This is a genomic window from Parviterribacter kavangonensis (genome assembly GCF_056863335.1).
Window position 1 is genome coordinate 928161 of record NZ_JBXPJA010000001.1, and the last position, 19430, is coordinate 947590.

21 protein-coding genes are annotated in these 19430 nt (G+C 73.9%); 10 read left to right on the forward strand and 11 right to left on the reverse strand.

Translation table 11 applies throughout. The annotated features are described in order from the left end of the window. Positions 1-15: 15 nt before the first annotated feature. The 5 genes from AC1UE4_RS04715 (at position 16) to AC1UE4_RS04735 (ending at position 3622) form a co-directional block, all read left to right on the forward strand. Entirely contained in the window at positions 16-1005 is a 990-nt protein-coding gene (locus tag AC1UE4_RS04715) for a DMT family transporter (RefSeq protein ID WP_482916060.1), read from the forward strand. Then, positions 1002-1655, forward strand: coding sequence for a GntR family transcriptional regulator (locus AC1UE4_RS04720; RefSeq protein ID WP_482916061.1), 654 nt, complete (start codon positions 1002-1004; stop codon positions 1653-1655). The genes AC1UE4_RS04715 and AC1UE4_RS04720 overlap by 4 nt, the downstream gene beginning before the upstream one ends. Before the next feature lie 107 nt (positions 1656-1762). After that, positions 1763-1978, forward strand: coding sequence for a hypothetical protein (locus tag AC1UE4_RS04725; protein ID WP_482916062.1), 216 nt, complete (start codon positions 1763-1765; stop codon positions 1976-1978). Between the two features lie 180 nt (positions 1979-2158). After that, complete coding sequence (locus AC1UE4_RS04730) at positions 2159-2362, forward strand: cold-shock protein (RefSeq protein ID WP_482916063.1); 204 nt, start codon at positions 2159-2161, stop codon at positions 2360-2362. A 525-nt stretch (positions 2363-2887) separates the two neighbouring features. Beyond that, positions 2888-3622 (forward strand): MFS transporter, encoded by a 735-nt coding sequence (locus tag AC1UE4_RS04735; protein WP_482916064.1) that lies wholly within the window; start codon positions 2888-2890, stop codon positions 3620-3622. A 20-nt stretch (positions 3623-3642) separates the two neighbouring features. Here the strand turns inward: AC1UE4_RS04735 and AC1UE4_RS04740 are convergent, their stop codons facing one another. Together AC1UE4_RS04740 and AC1UE4_RS04745 are read right to left on the reverse strand one after the other, a co-directional pair. Further along, a complete protein-coding gene (locus AC1UE4_RS04740; RefSeq protein ID WP_482916065.1) occupies positions 3643-3954 on the reverse strand; it encodes an AzlD domain-containing protein in 312 nt (103 codons plus the stop codon). After that, positions 3951-4691 carry an AzlC family ABC transporter permease gene (locus AC1UE4_RS04745; protein ID WP_482916066.1) on the reverse strand — a complete coding sequence of 247 codons (741 nt, stop codon included), beginning with the start codon at positions 4689-4691 and terminating at the stop codon, positions 3951-3953. The genes AC1UE4_RS04740 and AC1UE4_RS04745 overlap by 4 nt, the downstream gene beginning before the upstream one ends. 40 nt (positions 4692-4731) lie before the next feature. Between AC1UE4_RS04745 and AC1UE4_RS04750 the strand changes: the two genes are divergently transcribed. After that, positions 4732-5847, forward strand: coding sequence for a DUF3089 domain-containing protein (locus tag AC1UE4_RS04750; RefSeq protein ID WP_482916067.1), 1116 nt, complete (start codon positions 4732-4734; stop codon positions 5845-5847). Here AC1UE4_RS04750 and AC1UE4_RS04755 read toward each other — a convergent pair. Together AC1UE4_RS04755 and hrpA are read right to left on the reverse strand one after the other, a co-directional pair. Beyond that, entirely contained in the window at positions 5844-7250 is a 1407-nt protein-coding gene (locus AC1UE4_RS04755) for a hypothetical protein (protein ID WP_482916068.1), read from the reverse strand. The genes AC1UE4_RS04750 and AC1UE4_RS04755 overlap by 4 nt on opposite strands. 47 nt (positions 7251-7297) lie before the next feature. Then, positions 7298-10978: an ATP-dependent RNA helicase HrpA gene (hrpA, locus tag AC1UE4_RS04760; RefSeq protein WP_482916069.1), complete on the reverse strand. Its 3681-nt coding sequence runs from the start codon at positions 10976-10978 to the stop codon at positions 7298-7300. Positions 10979-11075: 97 nt separating this feature from the next. Here hrpA and AC1UE4_RS04765 point away from each other — a divergent pair, with 97 nt between their 5' ends. Continuing rightward, positions 11076-11513, forward strand: coding sequence for a hypothetical protein (locus AC1UE4_RS04765; protein ID WP_482916070.1), 438 nt, complete (start codon positions 11076-11078; stop codon positions 11511-11513). A 1-nt stretch (position 11514) separates the two neighbouring features. Here the strand turns inward: AC1UE4_RS04765 and AC1UE4_RS04770 are convergent, their stop codons facing one another. Beyond that, positions 11515-12330, reverse strand: a complete 816-nt coding sequence (locus AC1UE4_RS04770; protein WP_482916071.1) for a TylF/MycF/NovP-related O-methyltransferase — start codon at positions 12328-12330, stop codon at positions 11515-11517. Positions 12331-12515: 185 nt separating this feature from the next. On the opposite strand from AC1UE4_RS04770, the gene AC1UE4_RS04775 reads away from it, so the two are divergent. Continuing rightward, a complete protein-coding gene (locus AC1UE4_RS04775) occupies positions 12516-13133 on the forward strand; it encodes a calcium-binding protein (protein WP_482916072.1) in 618 nt (205 codons plus the stop codon). Here AC1UE4_RS04775 and AC1UE4_RS04780 read toward each other — a convergent pair whose 3' ends face one another. Genes AC1UE4_RS04780 through AC1UE4_RS04790 form a run of 3 tightly spaced genes read right to left on the reverse strand, consistent with a single transcriptional unit; the run spans position 13134 to position 16250 of the window. Then, positions 13134-14018, reverse strand: a complete 885-nt coding sequence (locus AC1UE4_RS04780) for a neutral zinc metallopeptidase (RefSeq protein ID WP_482916073.1) — start codon at positions 14016-14018, stop codon at positions 13134-13136. A gap of 10 nt (positions 14019-14028) precedes the next feature. Further along, complete coding sequence (locus AC1UE4_RS04785; protein WP_482916074.1) at positions 14029-15105, reverse strand: pyridoxal-phosphate dependent enzyme; 1077 nt, start codon at positions 15103-15105, stop codon at positions 14029-14031. Next, complete coding sequence (locus tag AC1UE4_RS04790) at positions 15102-16250, reverse strand: M20/M25/M40 family metallo-hydrolase (protein WP_482916075.1); 1149 nt, start codon at positions 16248-16250, stop codon at positions 15102-15104. Before AC1UE4_RS04790 ends, AC1UE4_RS04785 begins: the two co-directional genes overlap by 4 nt. 64 nt (positions 16251-16314) lie before the next feature. Between AC1UE4_RS04790 and AC1UE4_RS04795 the strand changes: the two genes are divergently transcribed. Further along, positions 16315-17616, forward strand: a complete 1302-nt coding sequence (locus tag AC1UE4_RS04795) for an NAD-binding protein (RefSeq protein ID WP_482916076.1) — start codon at positions 16315-16317, stop codon at positions 17614-17616. A 1-nt stretch (position 17617) separates the two neighbouring features. Here AC1UE4_RS04795 and AC1UE4_RS04800 read toward each other — a convergent pair whose 3' ends face one another. The 3 genes from AC1UE4_RS04800 to AC1UE4_RS04810 are packed head-to-tail and all read right to left on the reverse strand — an operon-like array spanning position 17618 to position 18798. After that, a complete protein-coding gene (locus tag AC1UE4_RS04800; protein WP_482916077.1) occupies positions 17618-17791 on the reverse strand; it encodes a hypothetical protein in 174 nt (57 codons plus the stop codon). Between the two features lie 10 nt (positions 17792-17801). Then, on the reverse strand, positions 17802-18356 hold the full coding sequence (locus tag AC1UE4_RS04805) for an ester cyclase (protein WP_482916078.1): 555 nt from the start codon (positions 18354-18356) through the stop codon (positions 17802-17804). A 10-nt stretch (positions 18357-18366) separates the two neighbouring features. After that, positions 18367-18798, reverse strand: a complete 432-nt coding sequence (locus AC1UE4_RS04810) for a hypothetical protein (RefSeq protein ID WP_482916079.1) — start codon at positions 18796-18798, stop codon at positions 18367-18369. A gap of 260 nt (positions 18799-19058) precedes the next feature. Between AC1UE4_RS04810 and AC1UE4_RS04815 the strand changes: the two genes are divergently transcribed. After that, on the forward strand, positions 19059-19361 hold the full coding sequence (locus AC1UE4_RS04815) for a YciI family protein (protein WP_482916080.1): 303 nt from the start codon (positions 19059-19061) through the stop codon (positions 19359-19361). Positions 19362-19430 lie beyond the last annotated feature (69 nt).

The window sequence follows — 19430 nt, forward strand, 5'->3', positions numbered from 1 at the left end:
TGGAACAATCCCACAATGCCTCGCGTCCTCGTTCTCCTCTCGGCGGTCCTCTTCGGCACGACGGGGACGGCGCAGGCTCTCGGCCCCGATGCGTCGCCGCTGGCGGTCGGGGCCGCTCGGATCGCGGTCGGCGGGGCGCTGCTCGTCCTCATCGATCAGCTGCTGCGGCGGCGCGGGGCCGTGTCGGAGGGGCCGTGGGCGCGCAAGGACACGATCGCTGCCGCCGTCGGGATCGTCGCGTACCAGCTCGCGTTCTTCGCCGCCGTTGACGACACGGGCGTCGCCGTCGGCACCGTCGTCGCCCTCGGCTCGGCGCCCGCGCTGACCGGCGCCTTCGCGCGCGTCGTCGATGGCGCACCGCTCACCGGCCGCTGGGCCGCGTGCACGGCGCTTGCCACCGCCGGCGTCCTGCTCCTCGTCCTCGGCGGCGCGGACGGCCGCGTCAGCGCGCCCGGCATCGGCCTCGCGCTGATCGCCGGCGCGTCCTACGGCGCGTACACCCTGGCGTCGAAGCGTCTCATCGCCGACGGCCATCCGCCCGAGGCCGTCATGGCGCGCGGGTTCGGCCTGGCCGGCGTCGCGCTCCTCCCGGTCCTCGTCCTCGCGGGCGGCGAGGACCTCGGCAACGCCGACGGGATCGGCCTGGCGCTCTACCTCGGCGCGATCCCCACCGCGATCGCGTACGTCCTCTTCGCCCGCGGCCTCCGCTCGCTCGGCGCGGGCGAGACCGCGACGCTCACGCTCGCCGAGCCCCTGACCGCCGCCGCCCTCGGCGCGATCGTCCTCGGCGAACGCCCCGGCACGATCGCGGTGTGCGGAGCCGCCCTCGTCCTCGCCGGCCTCGCCGCCCTCGCGCTGCCCGGCCGCCGCGGAGAACCGGTCGGAGAGGCCGCCGCCGAGGTCCCCGAGACGATCTCCGTTGGCGAGGACGGCAGTCGCCGGCCCACCGGAACGATCTCCGCCGGTGAGGACGGCCTTCGCCGGCCGGCGGAGGCGAGCGCGTGAGCGCGGAGCCGGCTCCTCTCGCGCGCCGGTCGACGGTCGACGCGCTGGCGGATGCGGTGCGGGCGCGGATCCTCTCGGGCGAGCTCTCCGGTGGCGCGCGCTTGCGCGAGCAGGAGCTCGTCGCGACGTACGACGTCGCGCGGCACACCGTCCGGGCGGCGCTGCGGTCGCTTGCGGCGGAGGGGCTCGTCGTCATCGAGCCGAACCGCGGCGCGTCCGTCGCCGCGCTCGACGCCGAGGCGGTCGTGGGGCTCTTCGAGCTGCGGACCGCGCTCGAGACCGAGGCGGTGCGCCTGGCGCTCGAGCGGCACGACGGCCGGCTGCCGGATGCGGTCCGCGACGCGGTCGCCGTCTTGCGGGAGGCGTGCGACGCGCGCGACGCTGCCGCGATGGTCGACGCGCACGACGGCGTGCACCGGGCGCTCGTCGAGGCCGGGGGGTCTCGCCGCATCGCCGAGGCGCACCGCGCGCTCGCAGGCGAAACGCGGCTCTTCGTCGTCCAGCTCCCGCGCCGCTGGACGCCCGACGTCATGGCGGCGGAGCACGCCCAGCTCGTCGACGACCTCGAGCGCGAAGGGCCGGAGGCGCTCAACCGCCATCTCCGCGAGGCAGCGCACGCCGTGCTCGCCACGCTGTCGCCCGCCGGCTGATCGACTGCTTGTGTGACGCGGATCTCGCGTGCGCGAGGCGATGCGCGGGAAACCGGAGTGGAGTGGTTCCCGAGACGAAGACCAGCTCGCGGCGGGCGACGGCGGGGTTGGCGCTCGCGGTGTTCGCGCTCGTGACGTCATGGCTGCCGGCGGTCGCGGTGCCGGCCGGCGTCGGGGCTGTCCTGTTCGGTGCGAGCGCGCGTGCGGAGGCGCATCGCGCGCAGGTCGTGGTGCCCCGTGTGGCGTCCGCTGCGCTGGCGCTCGCGGCGGTCGCGATCGCCGTCGGCGTTGCGATCTCGATCGCCGCGCTCGCGAGTTCTTGAGGGAACCCCGGGAACATCCTGCAAACCGGCTTTCCTTTCGCCCGCGGCAACTGCTAGGTTCCGCGCAACTTGACCGGGCATCGGGTCCGGCACCAAGCGTGCAGTTCGCGCTCGCAGTCGTTGCACCCAGCATCCGTCGGCGTCCGCAGTGCACAGAGACAAGACGGAGGAGCGCCACCAATGGCCACCGGTGTTGTGAAGTGGTTCAACGACGACAAGGGCTTCGGCTTCATCACGCCCGATGAGGGCGGCAAGGACCTCTTCGTGCATCACAGCGCGATCAACTCGAACGGGTTCCGCACCCTGAACGAGGGCGCGCGCGTGTCCTTCGACGCTGAGGCCGGGGACAAGGGCCCCAAGGCCGTCAACGTCACCCCGATCTAGAGCGCTTCAACGCTGAGACGCGCAGCGCGCGTCTACGCACCGCTCTTCGCCACGACGACGGCGCGGCGGCTTGTCGCCGCGTCCGTCGCCGGGCGCCTCGCGATCGGCGCCTTCGGGCTGCCGCTCGTCCTCGCCGCCCAGCAGGCGACCGGCTCGTTCGCCTCCGCCGGCATCGTCGTCGGCGGCTTCTCCGCCGGCGTCGCCCTCGGCGCCCCGCTGCGCGGCCGCCTCGTCGACCGCCGCGGCTCACCCCGCGCCCTCCCGCCGCTCGTCGCGATCAGCGGCGCCTGCCTCATCGCCCTCGCGGCCCTGACGGGAGAGGGAGCCACACCCGTCGCCGTCCTCACCGCGCTCGCCGCGCTGTCCGGTCTCACCACGCCGCCGCTCGTCGCCGCGATGAGGCTCGAATGGCAGCGCCTCCTCGGCGGCGACGCGGGCGCCGCCGCCGAGAGATCGCGGCGCGGCGAACCCCCCGGATCTCTCCTCCCGCGGGCATACGCGCTCGAGTCGTCTTTGCAAACCGGGGTGTTCGTCGTCGGGCCGCTGCTGTCCGGCGCGGGAATCGCGCTCGCGGGCGCGCGGGTGTCGCTCGCGCTGTCCGGCGTGCTGCTGATCGCCGGGACGCTCACGTTCGCAGCTCTTGCGGCGCCGCCGGTCACGCATGCGGAGGGCCATGTCCCGCGCTCGCCGATGCGGCGGCCGGGCGTGCGCGTGCTCGTCCTGGTGACGCTGATCGCGGACGTCGCGCTCGGGGTCGTCGACGTCGCCGTGCCCGCGTTCGCTCAGGAACGGGGAGCGGCGGGCGCGGCCGGCGTGCTGCTCGCGCTCTTCGCGGTCGGCGGCGTCATGGGCGGGCTGGCGTTCGGCGCGCGGACGTGGCGCAGCGCGCCGTCGGTGCAGCTCGCCGCCGCGACCGCGGTGAGCGCCGCGCTGCTCGCGCTGATGGCGCCCGTCGAGGCGGCCGTCGTCCTCGGCGCGCTGCTCCTCGTGTCCGGCGCGCCGTCCGCCGCGCAGTGGGCCGCGGCGTCGGTGAGCCTCGACCGCGCGAGCGGCGGTCGCGGCGGCGCGGAGGCGTTCGCTTGGCTCAGCGCCGCCAACAGCATCGGCGTCGGCCTGGGCAGCGTCCTCGGCGGCGCGATCGTCGAGCACCGCGGAACTGGCACCGCGTTCCTCGCCGCGGCGGCCGCCGCCGCGCTCGCCGCGGTGACGGTCCTCGCGCGAAGGGTCGCGCTGGACGGGGGAGAGACGCGCGCGGCGTGAACGCGGCGGCGCCGGCGTGATCAGGCGGCGCGGAGGAGCGCGGTGACGACGGCGGCGATGAGCACGCCGGTGATCACCGAGACGCCCTTCCACAGGGCGACGCCGGCGACCGCGACGCCGGCGGTGTTGGCGCCGACGCCGAGCTCCTGCTCATCGGCGAAGACCGCGACGCAGACGAGCGCGGCGAGCAGCGCAGGAGCCATGAGCCGGATCACCGCGGAGAACGCCTCGGGCAGGTCGCGGCCGCCGAGGGCGACCGGGCCTGCGGCCTTGATGATCGCGGTGACGATCGCGCACAGCGCGATGAGCGCCCAGAACGCGCCCGTGCTCACGACTCGCTCCCCGGACCGGGGCGCTCGCCGCTCGTGGCCCCGGCCACCGGGGTCTCGTCCGCGCGCCGGTAGACGCGCAACCCGTACAGGGCCGCGACGCTCGCCAGGAGCACCGGCAGGCCGGCCGGCAGGAAGGTCACGGTCGCCAGAGCGATCAGCGCGCCCGCGATCGCCACCGGCCGCGCGTCGCGGTTGCGCACCTCCACGAGCAGCAGCGCGAGGAAGAAGGTGGGGAAGACCGCGTCGAGACCGAGCCGGTCGGCGTCGCCGATGACCGACCCGCCGAGCGCGCCGACGAGCGTCCCGCTGAACCACGTCAGGTACTGCACGGCGGTCGAGCCGAACAGGAACCAGCGGTCGTAGCTGCCGTCGCCCTGCGCCGCCATCGCCCACGACGAGTCGACCACCGCCTGCCCTTGCGCGCCGCGGAACAGCGGGCCGCCCGGCAGCGACGGCGCCAAGGCGATCCCCATCGGCAGGAACCGCGAGTTCATCAGCGCGGCCGCTCCGACCGCCGCTCCCATCGACCCGCCCGACGCGACGATCGACAGCGCCGCGAACTGCGCCGACCCCGCGAAGACGATGGCCGACATGACGACGGCCTGCACGGCCGTCATCCCGACGTCGCGCGCCAGGACCCCGAACGACAACGACACGAGGAAGCCCGCCAGCGCGTACGGCGTCCCGGCGCGGAACCCGTCGCGGTACGAAGCACGAGGCGACGGGTCGGCGGGCATGAGCGCTCACTCTACGAACGCGACGAATAGCCTCCGACCGATGGTCACCGCCCGCCGTGCGCTGCCCCTGCTCGCAGCCGCCGCCTTCCTCCTGTCCCTCGCCGCCACCCCGGCACACGCGAAGACGACATGGCTCTGCAACCCCGGCCTCAAGCAGGACGCCTGCCGCGTCTCGCTCACCACGACGAAGGTCACGCCGACCGGCAAGGTGCTCGGCATCGACCGCATCCAGCGCGCGAAGAGGCCGAAGTTCGACTGCTTCTACGTCTACCCGACGGTCAGCGACCAGACGACGATCCAGGCGAACCGCAAGGTCGACGACGTCCTGCGATCGATCGCGCTCTACCAGGCCGCCCGCTACACGCGCGACTGCCGCATGTACGCGCCGGTCTACCGGCAGATCACGCTGCGCGGCCTGCTCGAGCCGGACAAGATCACGACGACCATGCGCGACCAGGGCTACGCCGACGTGCTCGCGGCCTGGCGCGAGTACCTCGAGAAGGACAACAAGGGCCGCGGCGTCGTGCTCATCGGCCACTCGCAGGGCACGTTCGTCCTCAAGCGGCTCATCGCCGAGCAGATCGACACCAACCCGAAGGTGCGCCGGAAGCTCATCTCGGCCGTGCTCCTCGGCGGCAACGTCGAGACCAAGCGCGGCTCGGACCGCGGTGGCACGTTCAAGAACGTCCCGACCTGCGCGAAGTCGACGCAAACCGGCTGCGTCCTCGCGTTCTCGACGTTCGGCGAGACGCCGCCGCAGGGCTCGCGCTTCGGCCGCGCCGCCGACGCGACGAAGAACGAGGTCGCCTGCACGAACCCCGCCGCGCTCGGCGGCGGCCCGGCGACCGTCACGTCGATCTACCCGTCGACGCCGTTCGCGGAGGGAACGATCGCCGCGGTGATCGACATCGTCGGCAACGACCTCCCGACGGCGCGGACGCCGTGGATCGAGGTCGTCGGCCCGTACACCGCGCGGTGCGTCGACGAGGACGGAGCGCAGGCGCTGGTCATCACGCCGCGTGGGGGAGCGCCCGCGCTGCAGCCCTCGCCCGACGCCGGCTGGGGCCTGCACCTCGTCGACGCGAACATCGCCCTCGGGCAGCTCGCCGACGTCGTGCGCCGGCAAGCTGCCACGTGGGTGAGGAAGGCGTCCTAGCGCAGCGACGCCGAGAAGGACGCGGTCTGGGTGGCGCCGCCCGCCGGGGCGAACGTCACCTTGACCGCGAGCTTCGCCTTCCGCGTCCGGGCGAGCGCACGCTTGCCCGCAGCAGTGAACCGCGCGGTCATGACGACCTTGCCGCCCGCGACCTGCTTCGCCGCGGCCTTCGCGACCGTCTTGCCGCCGCGCTTGACGACGACGCCGACCTTGCCGGCGCCCGGCACGGACACGGTGACGCGCAGGCCCTTGCGCAGCGCGGCCTTCACGGACGACCGCGACGCCTTCGCGCTGATAGCGCCGCCGGCCGAGCCGCCGGTGTCGGCCGGACCGCCGCCCTGCTGAGCGCCCTTGTCGGTGACCGGACGGTCCGCGGGCACGTCCGCCGGGCCCCAGTCGGGCTCGGTGGCGCCGGCGATCACGAGCGGCGGGTTCTCCGTCGCGCCCGCGGTCGTGCAGCCGCCGTCGAACGACGGGACCTCCGCGATGTGGATGCCGTCGCCCTGCTGCATCGCGAGCTTCGTGCCGTGCGGCGACCACGTCGGGACGGCGAACTTGCCGCCGTTCGGGTTCGAGTAGCGGTAGCAGACGCTCGGGTACGTCGAGGAGGCGGCCATGCCGTCCTTGAACGTCGTCGGGAAGTTCGGCACGGCGTAGACCGTCAGCGTCTCGTCGGCGCCGCCGGTGACGAACGCCATCTTCTTGCGGTCGCGCGTGATGTCGCCGTGCGCGAGGCCCTTGTTGCCCTCGACGGTGTCGCTGAACCAGTTGTGGACCATGACGCCCTTGTTGGCGGAGCCGTCGCTCAGCGTGTCGAGCACGACGTCGCTGTTCGGCAGGTGCGTCGGGTTGCTCAGCATGAGCGTGTCGTCGTCGATCCACGACGGGTGCCGCCAGCCGGAGTGCCGGCCGAGCTGCGGGTCGTCCCAGCTCGTCTGCCGGTCGGCCCACGAGTAGCCCGTGCCGCCCTCGTTGTACGCGACGACGCACTGCGGCGGGTAGCACGTCGAGGACGTTCCCTGAGTGTTGTAGTAGTACGTGTAGGCGAACTTCGTGCCGTCCGGCGAGATGGCCGGATCGAACGGGCCGAAGAACGTGCGGGCGCCCGCGTCGCGCAGATCGGAGACGGGCGTGTCGAAGTCGGCGAGCACGTTGCCCATGCGGTCGAGGCGGTGCAGCCGGACCCCGGTCAGCGCGATCATCGTGCCGTCGTCGGCCTGCGAGACGTCGGCGTACTGGCCGGTCGAGGTGACCTGGAAGGAGCGTGATCCGTCCGGCGTCGAGAGCCAGACGTTCCCGTCCTTGACGTACGCGATCGAGTCGGCCGACGCCATCGGGGCGAGGACCGCCGCGGCGACGCATGCCGCGGCGGCGGTGAGGAGGAGTCGGGAGGAGCGGAGCATGGCCCCACGTTCTCCCGGGGCCGCCCGGGGTGGCGTCGGGGGGTTGCCTAGTTGCGTGCCCCCACGGCGTCGAGGACCCGCCTGATCCGCTTGGCCGACACCGGGGAGCGCACACCGAGGCCTTGCGCGAAGTGACTGACGCGCAGCTCCTCGAGCAGCCACGGGACCTCGCGCAGCTCGTCGGGCAGCGGCCGGCCCTTCGGCCACGCCGCGAGCCGCTCGCGGTGCAGCGCCTCGAGCTCGTGGATCGCGCGCATCCGGTCGAGGTCGCCGGCGACCATCGTGGGGAGCCGCTCGAGGCGCCGGTCGGCGGCGCGCAGGTAGCGCTCGACGTCCGCGAGGCGAGCGACGCCCGTCGGCGCGATGAACCCCGGCCCGACGAGCCGTTGCAGCTGCGCGGCGACGTCGCGTACCGAGGACTGCAGCGCATCGGCGGTCGTCGACTCCATCCGCCGGCGCACGTCGCGCTCGGCGTCGAGGATCCGCGCGACCTGCCGCACGACGGCGAGCGTCGTGTCCGCGAGCTCGCCGGCCACGCGCTCGCGCAGCCGCGCGAAGTCCTGCTCGGTCCACGCCGGGCCGCCCGCGCGCTGCATGAGGTGGTCGACGGCGGCCGCGCGCGCGTCGTCGAGCACCGCGGCGACGCTGCCGTGCGGCGCGGCCGCCAGCGCGAGCTGCTCCGCCGACGTCAGCCGGCCGGCGACCCACTTGAGCGGATCGGGGATCGTGAGCAGCAGCAGCCGCCGCGTCCCGAGCCGCATCGCCGCCGCCTGCTCCTCCGGTGTGTCGAGCACGCGCACGCCCGCCGTCGTGCCCTCGTCGACGAGCGCCGGGTACGCGCGCACCGCCTGTCCCGTGCCCGGCAGCGCGATCGTCCGCGGCAGGTCGCCGATCGTCCACGCCGCCAGCCCGCGGTGCTCGAGCGGCCGCGCCGCGCCCGCCAGCGCGGCGCGCAGCTTCGGCCGCAGCTCCGCGCGCAGCGCGTCCAGCTCACGCCCCGCGGCGAGCGGCGCCCCGTCGCCGTCCTCGACGACGAACCGCATGCGCAGGTGGTCGGGCAGCCGCCGCAGGTCGAGCGCCTCGCGCGCGCCCCGCACCCCCCGCAGCGCCGCGAGCTGGGCGGCGACGGCGTCGAGCAAGGGATCGCGGCGCGGCGTCAGCCGCTCCAGCACCTCGGCCGCCACCTCGGGGATCGGCACGAGCGCGCGGCGCTGCTCCTTGGGCAGCGACCGCAGCAGCGCGGTCACGAGCTCCTCGCGCAGCCCCGGCACGAGCCAATCGAAGCCGCGCCCGGTGATCTGCCCCAGCGCTTGCAGCGGGACGTGCGCGGTGACGCCGTCGTCCTCCTCGCCCGGCGCGAAGCGGTACGACAGCTCCAAGACGAGGTCGCCCTGCTTCCACCGCGACGGGAACGCCTTCGGGTCGAGCGCCGCCGCCGCGGCCGGGTCGACGAGCACCTCGTGCGGGTACGTGAGCAGGTCCGGATGGCGGCGCCGCTCGTCGCGCCACCAGCGGTCGAAGTGCCGCCCCGACACGATGCTCTCCGGCACCCGCTCGTCGAAGAACGCGAACAGCGTCCCGTCGTCGGCGAGCAGGTCGCGGCGGCGCACGCGGTCCTCGAGCTGCTCGACCTCCCGCACGCGGCGGCGGTTCTCCTCGAGGAACGCGTGCGGCGCGTCCCACTCGCCCTCGACGAGCGCGCGGCGCAGGAGCAGGTCGCGCGACAGCGCCGGGTCGATCGCGCCGTAGGCGACGGTGCGCCCACCGACGATCGGCAGCCCGTAGAGCGTCACGCGCTCGGTGGCGACGACCGAGGCGCGCTTGCGGTCCCAGCGCGGCTCGCTGTACTGGCGCTTGATGAGGTGCTCGGCGAGCGGCTCCAGCCACTGCGGCTGGATCTGCGCCGCGGTGCGCCCGAACAGCCGCGAGGTCTCGACGAGCTCCGCGACCATGACCCACGCCGGCGGCTTCTTCGCGACCACCGACCCGGGGAAGATGGCGAACCGCGCGTTGCGCGCGCCCGCGTACTCGCGCCGCGCGCCGTCGCGCATGCCGACGTGCGACAGCAGGCCGGACAGCAGCGCCTGGTGGATCTCGCGCGGCTCGGCCGGCTCGCGGCTGCGCGTGACCTTGGCCGCGCGCGCCGACCGGCGCAGCTGCGAGACGAGGTCCTGCCATTCGCGCACGCGCAGGTGGTGCAGGTACTCGGACTTGCACAGCCGGCGGAACTGGTTGCCCGACAGCGCGTGCTGCTGCTCGCGCAGGTACCGCCACAGCGCGAGCAGCGTCAGGAAGTCAGAGCCCTCCTGCGTGAAGCGCGCGTGCAGCTGGTCGGCCTGCGCCTGCTTGTCGGCCGGCCGCTCGCGCACGTCCTGGATCGACAGCGCCGCGACGATGACCATGACCTCGTCGACGCAGCCGAGCCGGTCGGCCTCGACGACCATCCGCGCGAGCCGCGGGTCGACGGGCAGCTGCGCGACCCGGCGGCCGATGCGGGTGAGGCGGCGCCCGTCGTCGATCGCTCCCAGCTCCTGCAGCAGGTTCAGGCCGTCGCGCACCTGCCGCCGGTCCGGCGGGTCGAGGAACGGGAAGTCCTCGATGTCGCCGAGGCCGATCGACAGCATCTGCAGCAGCACCGAGGCGAGGCTCGTGCGCAGGATCTCCGGATCGGTGAAGCGCGGTCGCTCCGCGAAGTCCTCCTCGGAGTACAGGCGGATGCAGGTGCCGGGGGCGGTGCGGCCGCAGCGGCCCTTGCGCTGGTCGGCGGACGCTTGGGAGATCGGCTCGATCGGCAGCCGCTGCACCTTCAGCCGCGCGCTGTAACGGCTGATGCGCGCGGTCCCGGGGTCGACGACGGCGGTGATGCCCGGCACGGTCAGCGACGTCTCGGCGACGTTCGTCGCCAGCACGACCCGCCGCTTCGTGTGCTGCTGGAAGATGCGCTGCTGCTCGGCCGTCGACAGCCGCGCGTAGAGCGGCAGGACGTCGGCGGACGCGCCGAGCCGGCCGGTCAGCGCGTCGGCGGTGTCGCGGATCTCGCGCTCGCCGCTGAGGAACACGAGCACGTCGCCGCTGCCGTCGCGGATGAGCTCGTCGACCGCGTCGCCGATCGCGTCGACCTGGTCGGCGTCCTCCTCGGGTGGGCGGTAACGCACCTCGACCGGGTACGTGCGGCCGGACACCTCGACGACCGGTGCGTCGCCGAAGTGCACGGCGAAGCGGCCCGGATCGATCGTCGCCGACGTGATGATGAGCTTGAGGTCGGGGCGCCGCGAGAGGATCCGGTGGATCGAGCCGAGCAGGAAGTCGATGTTCAGCGACCGCTCGTGCGCCTCGTCGACGATGATCGTGTCGTACCGGCGCAGCAGCCGGTCGTGGCGGATCTCGGCGAGCAGCAGCCCGTCGGTCATCACCCGCAGCCGGGTCTCCTCGCTGCTGCGGTCGGTGAACCGGACCGCGTAGCCGACGGCGGTGCCGAGCGGCACCTGCAGCTCGTGCGCGATCCGGTCCGCGACCGTCCGCGCGGCGATCCGCCGCGGCTGGGTGTGGGCGATCATCGCGTCCGCGCCGCGGCCGAGCTCGAGGCAGAGCTTCGGCAGCTGCGTCGTCTTGCCGGACCCCGTCTCGCCCGCCACGACGACCACCTGGTTGTCGCGGATGGCCTCGAGCAGGTCGTCGCGCCGGGCGCTGACCGGCAGCTCGGGCGGATAGGCGATGTGGACGTCCACCATCAGATCTTGGCGAGCGGGCCGATGAAACGGATGACGTTGTGGTGCGACAGGATGTGCACGCGATGCCGACCTACCGGGTAGCTACCGTTCACTGATGATCAACGGCGAGATCACGACGCTCCACGAGCCCGACGGCACGCCGGTGTGCAACGTCGCGTTCGACGTGTCGACGGACCAGCTCCGTGCGGCCGAGCACGCGATCGCCGAGATCGTGCTCGAACGCCATCGCGGCCACGATCTCGACATCGACGACGTCCTCGCGCTGCGCGAGCTGACGAGCGTCCGCGACGAGCTCGACCACCTCGCCGGCCACGGTGGTCACGCCCGCGTGGTCCTGCCGCTCGCCCGCTTCATCGTGCTCCACGACGCGCTCCACGAGTGGGTCGACAGCCGCCATGCCCGCGGCTGGACACGGTCCGACGACGACGAGGCCCTGCCGGTCACCGGCGCGATGCTCGCGCCGATGGACCTCCTGCGCGCCGACGCGCTCGCCGCGGCGCTCGGGGACCCCGCCGGGTCCGAGTCGCTGTAGCTCAGGCCTTCACCGCGATCCGTCCCGACGCCATCGGGACGAGCAGCAACCGCTCGCCGCGGTCGGCGAGGAACTCGTCGACCGCCTTGCGCGCGCCCTCCCAGTAGCCGTAGTCGTCGAGCACGAGCACGCCGCCGGGGACGAGCCGGTCGTAGAGGTGCTCGAGCTCGTGGCGCGTCGAGGCGTACCAGTCGGTGTCGAGGCGCAGCAGTGCGATCGTCCCCGGCGCGTCGCCGGGGATGGTGTCCTCGACGCGGCCGGGGTGGAGGTGGATCCGCTGCTCGGGATAGCCCGTCTCCTGCATGCCGGCGCGGACGTCGTCGAGGCCCGCGACGGCCCAGACGTTCGCGCTGCGGTCGGCAGCCTCGAGCAGCTCGGCCGCGCTGCGCCCGTCGTGGCGGCGGTCCTCGTCGCCGGGCGGCGGCATGCCCTCGAACGTGTCGAACAGGTGCAGGTCGCGATCGCGCACGCCGCGGTCGAGCAGCGTCCGCGCGATCGCCTGCATGCTCCCGCCGCGCCACACGCCGCACTCGACGAACGCGCCGGGCAGATCGTGGTCGACGACGTGGCGGGTCGCGACGATGAGCGCGTGGAGCTTGTCCGGCGCGGTCATCGTGCGCGGCCGCACCGCGGCGATCGTCGCCTTGGCGGCCGGGTCGACGTGAGCCGGGATGGGCGCCGGCTTCGGCTTGCCGCGCCGCTTGCCCGCCTTCCTCGCAGCCCGCGCAGCCTGCAGCGTCTCCTCGAGGGTGTCCTCGCGGACCAGCCGGTAGCCGAGCCGTGACAGCCCGGCGTTGATCGTCCCCTTGACGCCCAAGCGCGGCACGGTACCGGCCCGGCGCCCCACGGATTCCGTCAGTTCGTGCTGACAGGAACCGGGGACTGGCGTCTTAGGCTCAGGGACGGTCCGGCGATTGCCGATCACCGTTGCAGACCCGCCCGCCCCCGAGTCTCCCTCTTCCCATGCGCCCGTTCCTGCTTGCTCTCTGCCTTGCCCTGTCCATGTCCGCCACCGCCGCGCTCGCCTTGGCCGCCCCGGAGGGGGCCGTCAACCAGCGCGAGGACGGCTGGCCCGCCACGACCGGCATGGTGCTGCTCAACCAGTTCGACGACGACGCCCGGCCGCTGGACGGCCGGCCCGGCCGGGACCCGTTCCACGGCGTGGACTCGTCCTACAGCTGCGACGCCGAGCACCGCAACGGGCAGCTCTGCCACCACCGGCTGCAGCGCTGCGTGACGGGCCGCTGCGTCAGGGACGGCCGCGTGCACAACAAGCTGCTCGGCGGGCACGGCGACGACACGATCTGGGCCGGCCCCGGCGGCGACGTGCTGTGGGGCGACTACAAGCCGGGCGGCGGCCCCAGCCAGACCGACCGCCTCACCGGTGGCGCCGGCCGCGACTTCATCTACGGCAGCAAGGGCCACAACATCATCAAGGCCGGCCCCGGCAACGACTTCGTCAAGGCGCGTTACGGCTGGGGCACCGTCGACTGCGGGCCCGGCAACGACATCTACTACACGTCGGGCCGCAACAAGCGCGGGCACAAGTACAAGGTCCGCAACTGCGAGCGCGTGACCGTGAAGGCGTCGCCCGGCCAGGGCGGCACGCCGATCAACTGATCAGGTCAGGTAGCGGTCGCAGCTCGACGGCTGGCCGTCCTCGAAGCCGGTGAGCAGCGCCTCGCGGCGCTCCTGCGGCGTGCCGTGGTGCTGGGCGTTGGAGTAGTCGAAGTCGCCGACCGCGAGCGCCGCGTTCGTCGCCTCCTCGAGGTCGCCGGGCTCGAGCGCGCGCTCGGCGTAGACGGAGTACGCCCAGACGCCGGCGAGGCAGTCGGCCTGCAGCTCGAACGGCTTCGCGGACCGGCCGAGCGTGCCGTCGAAGATCCCGAGCTCCGCCTGCAGGTTGTGCGCGTACTCGTGGGCGAGCACGTAGGCGACGGCGAAGTCGCCCGCCGCGCGGCCGTAGCCCGCCTGCTGGCCGGGCAGGCCCTCGACGACGCCGTTGTAGAGGTCGGCGGCGAAGCGCTGGGCGACGTAGATCGTGTCGTCGGCGGGGCAGTAGAACGCGGCGCTGTCGCCGGCCGGCTCGCCGCAGCCGGTGAGCACGGTGGCGCCGGGCGCGATCCAGTCGTACCTGACGCGCGGGGTGGGGAGGTCGGCGTTGCGGAACGTCTTGGTCCAGTAGGCGTCGATGTTCGTGAGGAGGTCGGTGAGGAACGCGTCGATCGTCGTCGCCTCGTTGCGGCCGCGCGCCTGGACCTGTGGCAGCGTCTGCTCGGGCCGCTCGAAGACGCGCTCGAGCTCGTTCATGACCTCCTCGATGCGCTTGCCGAAGCGCTCGCGGCGGTCCTCGAACTCCTGCTTGGCCTTGTCGATCCGCTGCTCGACGCGGTCGCGCAGCTCCTCGGCCTGCGTCCGCGCCCGGTCGATGTCCTCGCTGCCGCAAGCCGGGGCCACCAGCGCCAGCAGCAGCAGGGCGAGAACTGCGATCGGCCTCAGCGACATCGTCCCGCGGTCATTCCCCGGATGGCGGCGCCTCACCGGTTCTTCCCTCGGTGGCGACCAGGAGGACGCGCGTCTCCGGGCCGATCCCGGCGGCGGCGCGGAGGTCCTCGCCTTCGGTCATGAGCGCGCGCAGCGCGGCGAGCGGCGCCGCCCCGGACTCGCCGATGCGCAGCCCGTGGCGCTCGAGCTCGGCCATCGCCGCGGCCGTCTCGGCGTCGGAGACCGTGGTCGTGCCGGCCATCCCGGCGCGCAGGGTGGGCCACGCGGCCTCGCTGACCTCCGCGCAGTCGAGGCCGGCCATCGTGGTGCCCGGCGTGGGGATGGTCACCGGCTCGCCGGCGCGCAGCGAGGCGGTCAGGCAGGCGGCGGCGACCGGCTCGACGCCGATCGCGACGCGACCGGTCGACGCGGCGTGGCGGACCGCCGCCGCAGCGAGCGACCCGACGCCGACGGGGACGAGCAGGACGTCGTACGGCGCCTGACGGGCGGCCTCGTCGAAGAGCGTCGCGTAGCCGTCGACCACCCACGCGGCCGGGCCGTCGGCGCCGACGTCGGCCACGAGCAGCACGCCGGGCTCGGCGGCCGCGGCCTCCGCCTCTGCGACGGCGTCCTCGTAGGTGCCGTCGACCACGACGACCTCCGCGCCTTCGCCCTCGATCGCCTCGCGGCGCGCTCGCAGCGATCGCTCGGGCAGGAAGATCCGGGCGGCGAGCTCTCGCTGCGCGGCGACGTGCGCGACCGCGCGGCCGTGGTTGCCGGCGCTCGCGGCCACCAGCACGCGCGTCCCGGGGGCCTCGGCGAGGGCCCGCTCGACCGCCCACGAAGCGCCGAGCACCTTGAACGCCGGCAGCCCGAGCCGGTTGGACTCGTCCTTCAGCAGCACCGCGCCGAGGCCGAGCTCGGCGGCGATGCCGGGCAGCTCGCGCAGCGGCGTCGGCGCGTAGCCGGGCAGCGAGGTGTGGAACGCCGCGGCGTCGCGCACCGGCGCGGGCACCGCCGCCTCGCCCAGAGCGGGGTTGACGAACGTCCGCACGGCGAGATGCCCGCCGGAGGCGCCGGCCGGCGCGTCGTCGTCTCCGCCGCTCACCCGCAGATCCTCCGGGCCGCCCCGACCAGCGTCTTCGCGACGACCTCGGTGTCGCCGAGGCTGACGTGCTCCTCGATGGCGTGGGCTCCCTCTCCGCCGGGCCCGAACATAACCGTCGGGATGCCGGCGGCGGCGATGAACGCGGCATCGGCCCAGTAGCTCGCGCCGCCGACGGCGGGCGTGCGGCCCATGGCCTCCGCCGCGGCAGCCTCGACGGCACCGACCACCTCCGCGTCCCGCCCGACCTCGAAGGGCTCGCGGACGAGCAGCGTCCGCGCCTCGGCCTCCAAGGCCGGATCGGCCGCGCGGCAGCGGTCGAGCAGCTCCGCCACCTCGCGCTCCACGTCGGCCGCGGTCTCTCCGGGGAGCGTTCGGCGCTCCAGCCCGAGGACGCACGACGCCGGGTAGCTCGACAGCTCGACGCCGCCCGAGATCACCGACGCATGCACCGACCCGCGGCCGAGCAGCGGGTGGTGCGCCCGGCCCGCGAGCGCCTCGTCCAGCGCACCGAGCGCGGTGAGCACGCCGCCCATCCGCACGATCGCGTCGACGCCGAGGTGGGGGCGGGACCCGTGCGCCGAGCGGCCCGTCACCTCGACCTCCTGCCAGACGAAGCCCTTGTGGGCGACGACGACCTCGAGCTCGGTCGGCTCGGTCACGATCGCCGCGTCGGCGCTGACGCCGGCGAGCACCTCCTGCACGCCGAGGCTCGCGTGCTCCTCGTCGGCGACGGCCGCGACCACGACGTCGCCGGCCAGTCCGGCCCGTGCCGCCTGGCGCGCGGCGACCAGCGCCGCCGCCACGCCCGCCTTCATGTCGTAGGCGCCCCGGCCGTGGAGCAGGTCGCCGTCCACGCGGGCGCCGAACGGATCGGCCATCCCCTCGACGTTGACCGTGTCGATGTGGCCGCACAGCAGCAGGGTGCGTCCGCCTCCGGTGCCGCGGGCGCGGACCACGACGCTCGGCCGGCCCGGCGTCGCCTCGAGCACGTCGGCGTCGAGGCCGGCGGCCCGCGACCACGCGGCGATGTGGGCCGCGATCGCCGCCTCGCCGGCGCCGCCCGGCACGAGCGACGGGTTGACCGAATCGATCGAGACGAGCTCGCGGAGCAGAGCGGTCAGGTCCTCGCGCATGGCGGTGATCATGGCGGGTCAACGGATCGGTCCGCCACCGCTTCGGATCCCGGTGCGGCGTAGGCTCCGCGCGGCCGTGCCCGCGGAACGGATCATGTTGCTGGGCGCCGGCGACCTCGCCGAGGAGGTCCGCCAGGCGCTCGATGCCCTCGAGGCGGATGTGATCCGGCTGCCGGAGCCCTCCGATCGCGAGGTCGAGCGGATCGCCGCGGACGTCGACCGCGCGGTCGTCGTGTCGAGCGACGACGCGTTCGCCATCCGGACCGCGCTCATGGTGCGGTCCGCCGCGCCGGACCTGCCGATGCTCGTGACGGCGTTCGACCCGACCACGGTCCGCCACCTCGACCAGCTGGGGGAGACCGACGTCACCTCGCTGGCGGACATCGTCGCCCCGTCGCTCGCCGGGCCCTGCATGGGCGAGGACATCGAGGCGGTCCGCGTCGTCGACGACGGGCCGCCGGTCGGGCTGCGGCCGGCGGACGACGGCTCCGAGATCGAGGAGGTCCGCATCCAGGTGCCGCCACAGCGCCGCGTGCGCGCCATCGCGCGGGCGCTCGTCCGGCCCTACGACAAGAGCGCGGCGCTCATGCTCGTCGGCGCGTTCGGGCTGGCGGGCTGCCTCGCGGCGGAGACGGCGACCGCGGTGGCGGTGCTGGAGCAGAACGTGGTCGACGCGTTCTATGGCGCGTCCAAGACGCTCGTGACCGTCGACCCGAACGACGAGGTCGCTGACGGCCCGAAGGGCTTCAAGGTGGTCATCAGCGTGCTGATGCTGCTGGCGCTCGTCTTCGAGGCGCTCTTCACCGCCGGCATCGTCAACCGCCTGATCGACCGGCGCCTGACCGGCATCGCGGGCCGTCGCGCCGTCCCGCGCCGCGATCACGTCGTGGTCGTCGGCGTCGGGCAGGTGGGCCTGCGCCTGTGCCTGCTCCTGCGCCGCTGCGGGATCGGCGTCGTCGCCGTCGACGATCGCGAGGAGGGGGAGAACGTCGGGACGGCCAAGGAGCTCGGGCTGCCGGTCGTGATCGGCCGCGGCGCGGACCCGTCGCTGCTGCGGCGCCTCTCGCTGTCGCACGCCGTCGCGCTCGCCGCGGTCACGCCGGACGACCTCGAGAACATCTCGATCGCGATGGCCGCCCGCTCGCTCAACCCCGACCTGCGCGTCGTCCTGCGCGCGGGCGACGGGGAGCTCGCGAACGAGACCCGCTCGCTCTTCCGCCTCGGCCTCGTCCGCGACGTCCACCGCATCGCGGCCGCGCTGCTCGCCGCCCGCGCGACCGGCAGCACCGCCCGGTCGGTCATCTGCCACGAGGACCGCGCGCACCTCCTTCACGAGGACGGCCGCCTCGAGGAGGCGGCGATCACCGCCGCCGCGTGACTCAGCTGAACAGCAGCGCGTAGAGGCAGATCCCCAGGACCGTCGCCGCGCCGATGCGCACGGCGAGGGCGCGCTCGCCGCGCGACAGCTCCAGCACGGCGAGCACCAGGCCCGCCAGCGGCACGAGCACCGCGAGGACGATCAGCATCGGCTCGGTGAACTTGGAGCGCTGCACGGCCGGGAGGCTAGTCGGCGGGTGCGGGCGCGGCCGTCCGCGCCGGGTCGTCGGGGATGACGTCCTTCGGCTCGCGGCTCATCTTCGCCAGGCCGCGCAGCACCTTCAGGAGCAGCAGCGCGCCCTTGGGCGACTTCGCGTCGATGCCGCTCAGCAGCTGGCGGATGAACGTCAGCTGGTCGAAGTAGATCCGCTCCGTGACCAGCTCCTCGCGCTCGTCGAAGACGAAGTACGCGGTCATGCGAACCTTGAACTTCGACCCCGTCGGCGGCACCGCGCCGAACGGCCCGAGGTGGGTGCCGAGGAGGTGGAACTCGACGATCACCGCGTCGTCGCTGTGGCGCAGCGCGATCATCTCGTGGTGCTGGTCGGGGAACGCCGTGCGCGTGTCGTGGTAGTAGCCGCGCACCGCGCCGTCACCGTCGTGCACCGTCTGCGTCGGCACGATCTCGTACCGCGGGTGCGGGAACGTCGAGAGCACCGCGTCCCAGTCCTGCTCGACCTCGTCGCGGAAGTGGTCGAGCACGACCTTCTCGCGGCGGGCCCGGACGTCCTCGGAGAGCATGCGGCCGACCCTAACGGCGCCGGCGGTACTTCACGTGGAGGTCGTCCTTCCACTCGCCCGGCTCCCGCGCCAGCTGGTACAGGCCCTCGTACTCGTCCACGCCGATCCGCGTCTCCATCCGCTGGTCGAAGCCGGGGTGGTCGCGCCAGATGCGCAGGACGCCGTCCTGCAGCTCGATGCCGTACGTGCGCCGCACGCCGCGTGAGTCGAAGTACTCCTGGACGAGGCCCTCGCCCTCCTCGGGGCGCCCGATGACGCAGATGGCGTCGGGGAAGAGCTCGTGGTCGTTGTGCGAGCGCACGACGATGAACTTGCCGCCCTCGAGCCACTCGTAGGTCACCCAGCCGGTGACCACGCCGTCGAACTCGGGATGGGTCGCCTCGGTGTCCCAGGTGCCGATGAGCGCGTCGAAGGGCTCCAGGGCCGGATCTCGATCGGTCATGTCCATGGGGACCCTGCCACGCGCCGATCCTCATCGGCGCCTTCGCCCTTTGGCGGCGAGAGCTCGGCGTGGGCGCCGGCGACGACGGTGCCGGCGACTCGACGGGCTGCAGCGGCAGCGTCGCGCTCCACGCCGTGCTCCGCAGGCGGCAGCGGTTGACGATGCGGCCGTGGCGCCGGACGATCGTGCGACAGAGCGCTCAACCACCTTCTACCGCTGCTTCAGGCGCCGTTGAGGATGCGTGCGTAGCGTCGCGGAGCATGGCCACCTTCGTCATCCGCCTCAAGGGACCGCGACCGACGTTCGCGCTCGACATGACCGACGCCGAGCGGGAGATCATGGGGCGCCACGCCGCGCACTGGCAGCCGTACATAGAGCAGGGCCGGATGGTCGTCTTCGGGCCGGTGCTCGACAGCCAGGGATCGTGGGGCCTCGGCGTCGTCGAGGGGGACGACGCGGACGAGGACGCGCTGCGCGCGCATGCCGCCGAGGACCCGGCCGTCACGAGCGGCACGGGAACGATCGAGATCGGCAAGCTCCTCGTCGGGTTCGTCAGGCCCTAAAGGTGCTCGCCGAGCGGCCGATGACGTCGGGTGCAGATCGCTCACGCGGCCTCTGAGCCGCGATTTCTG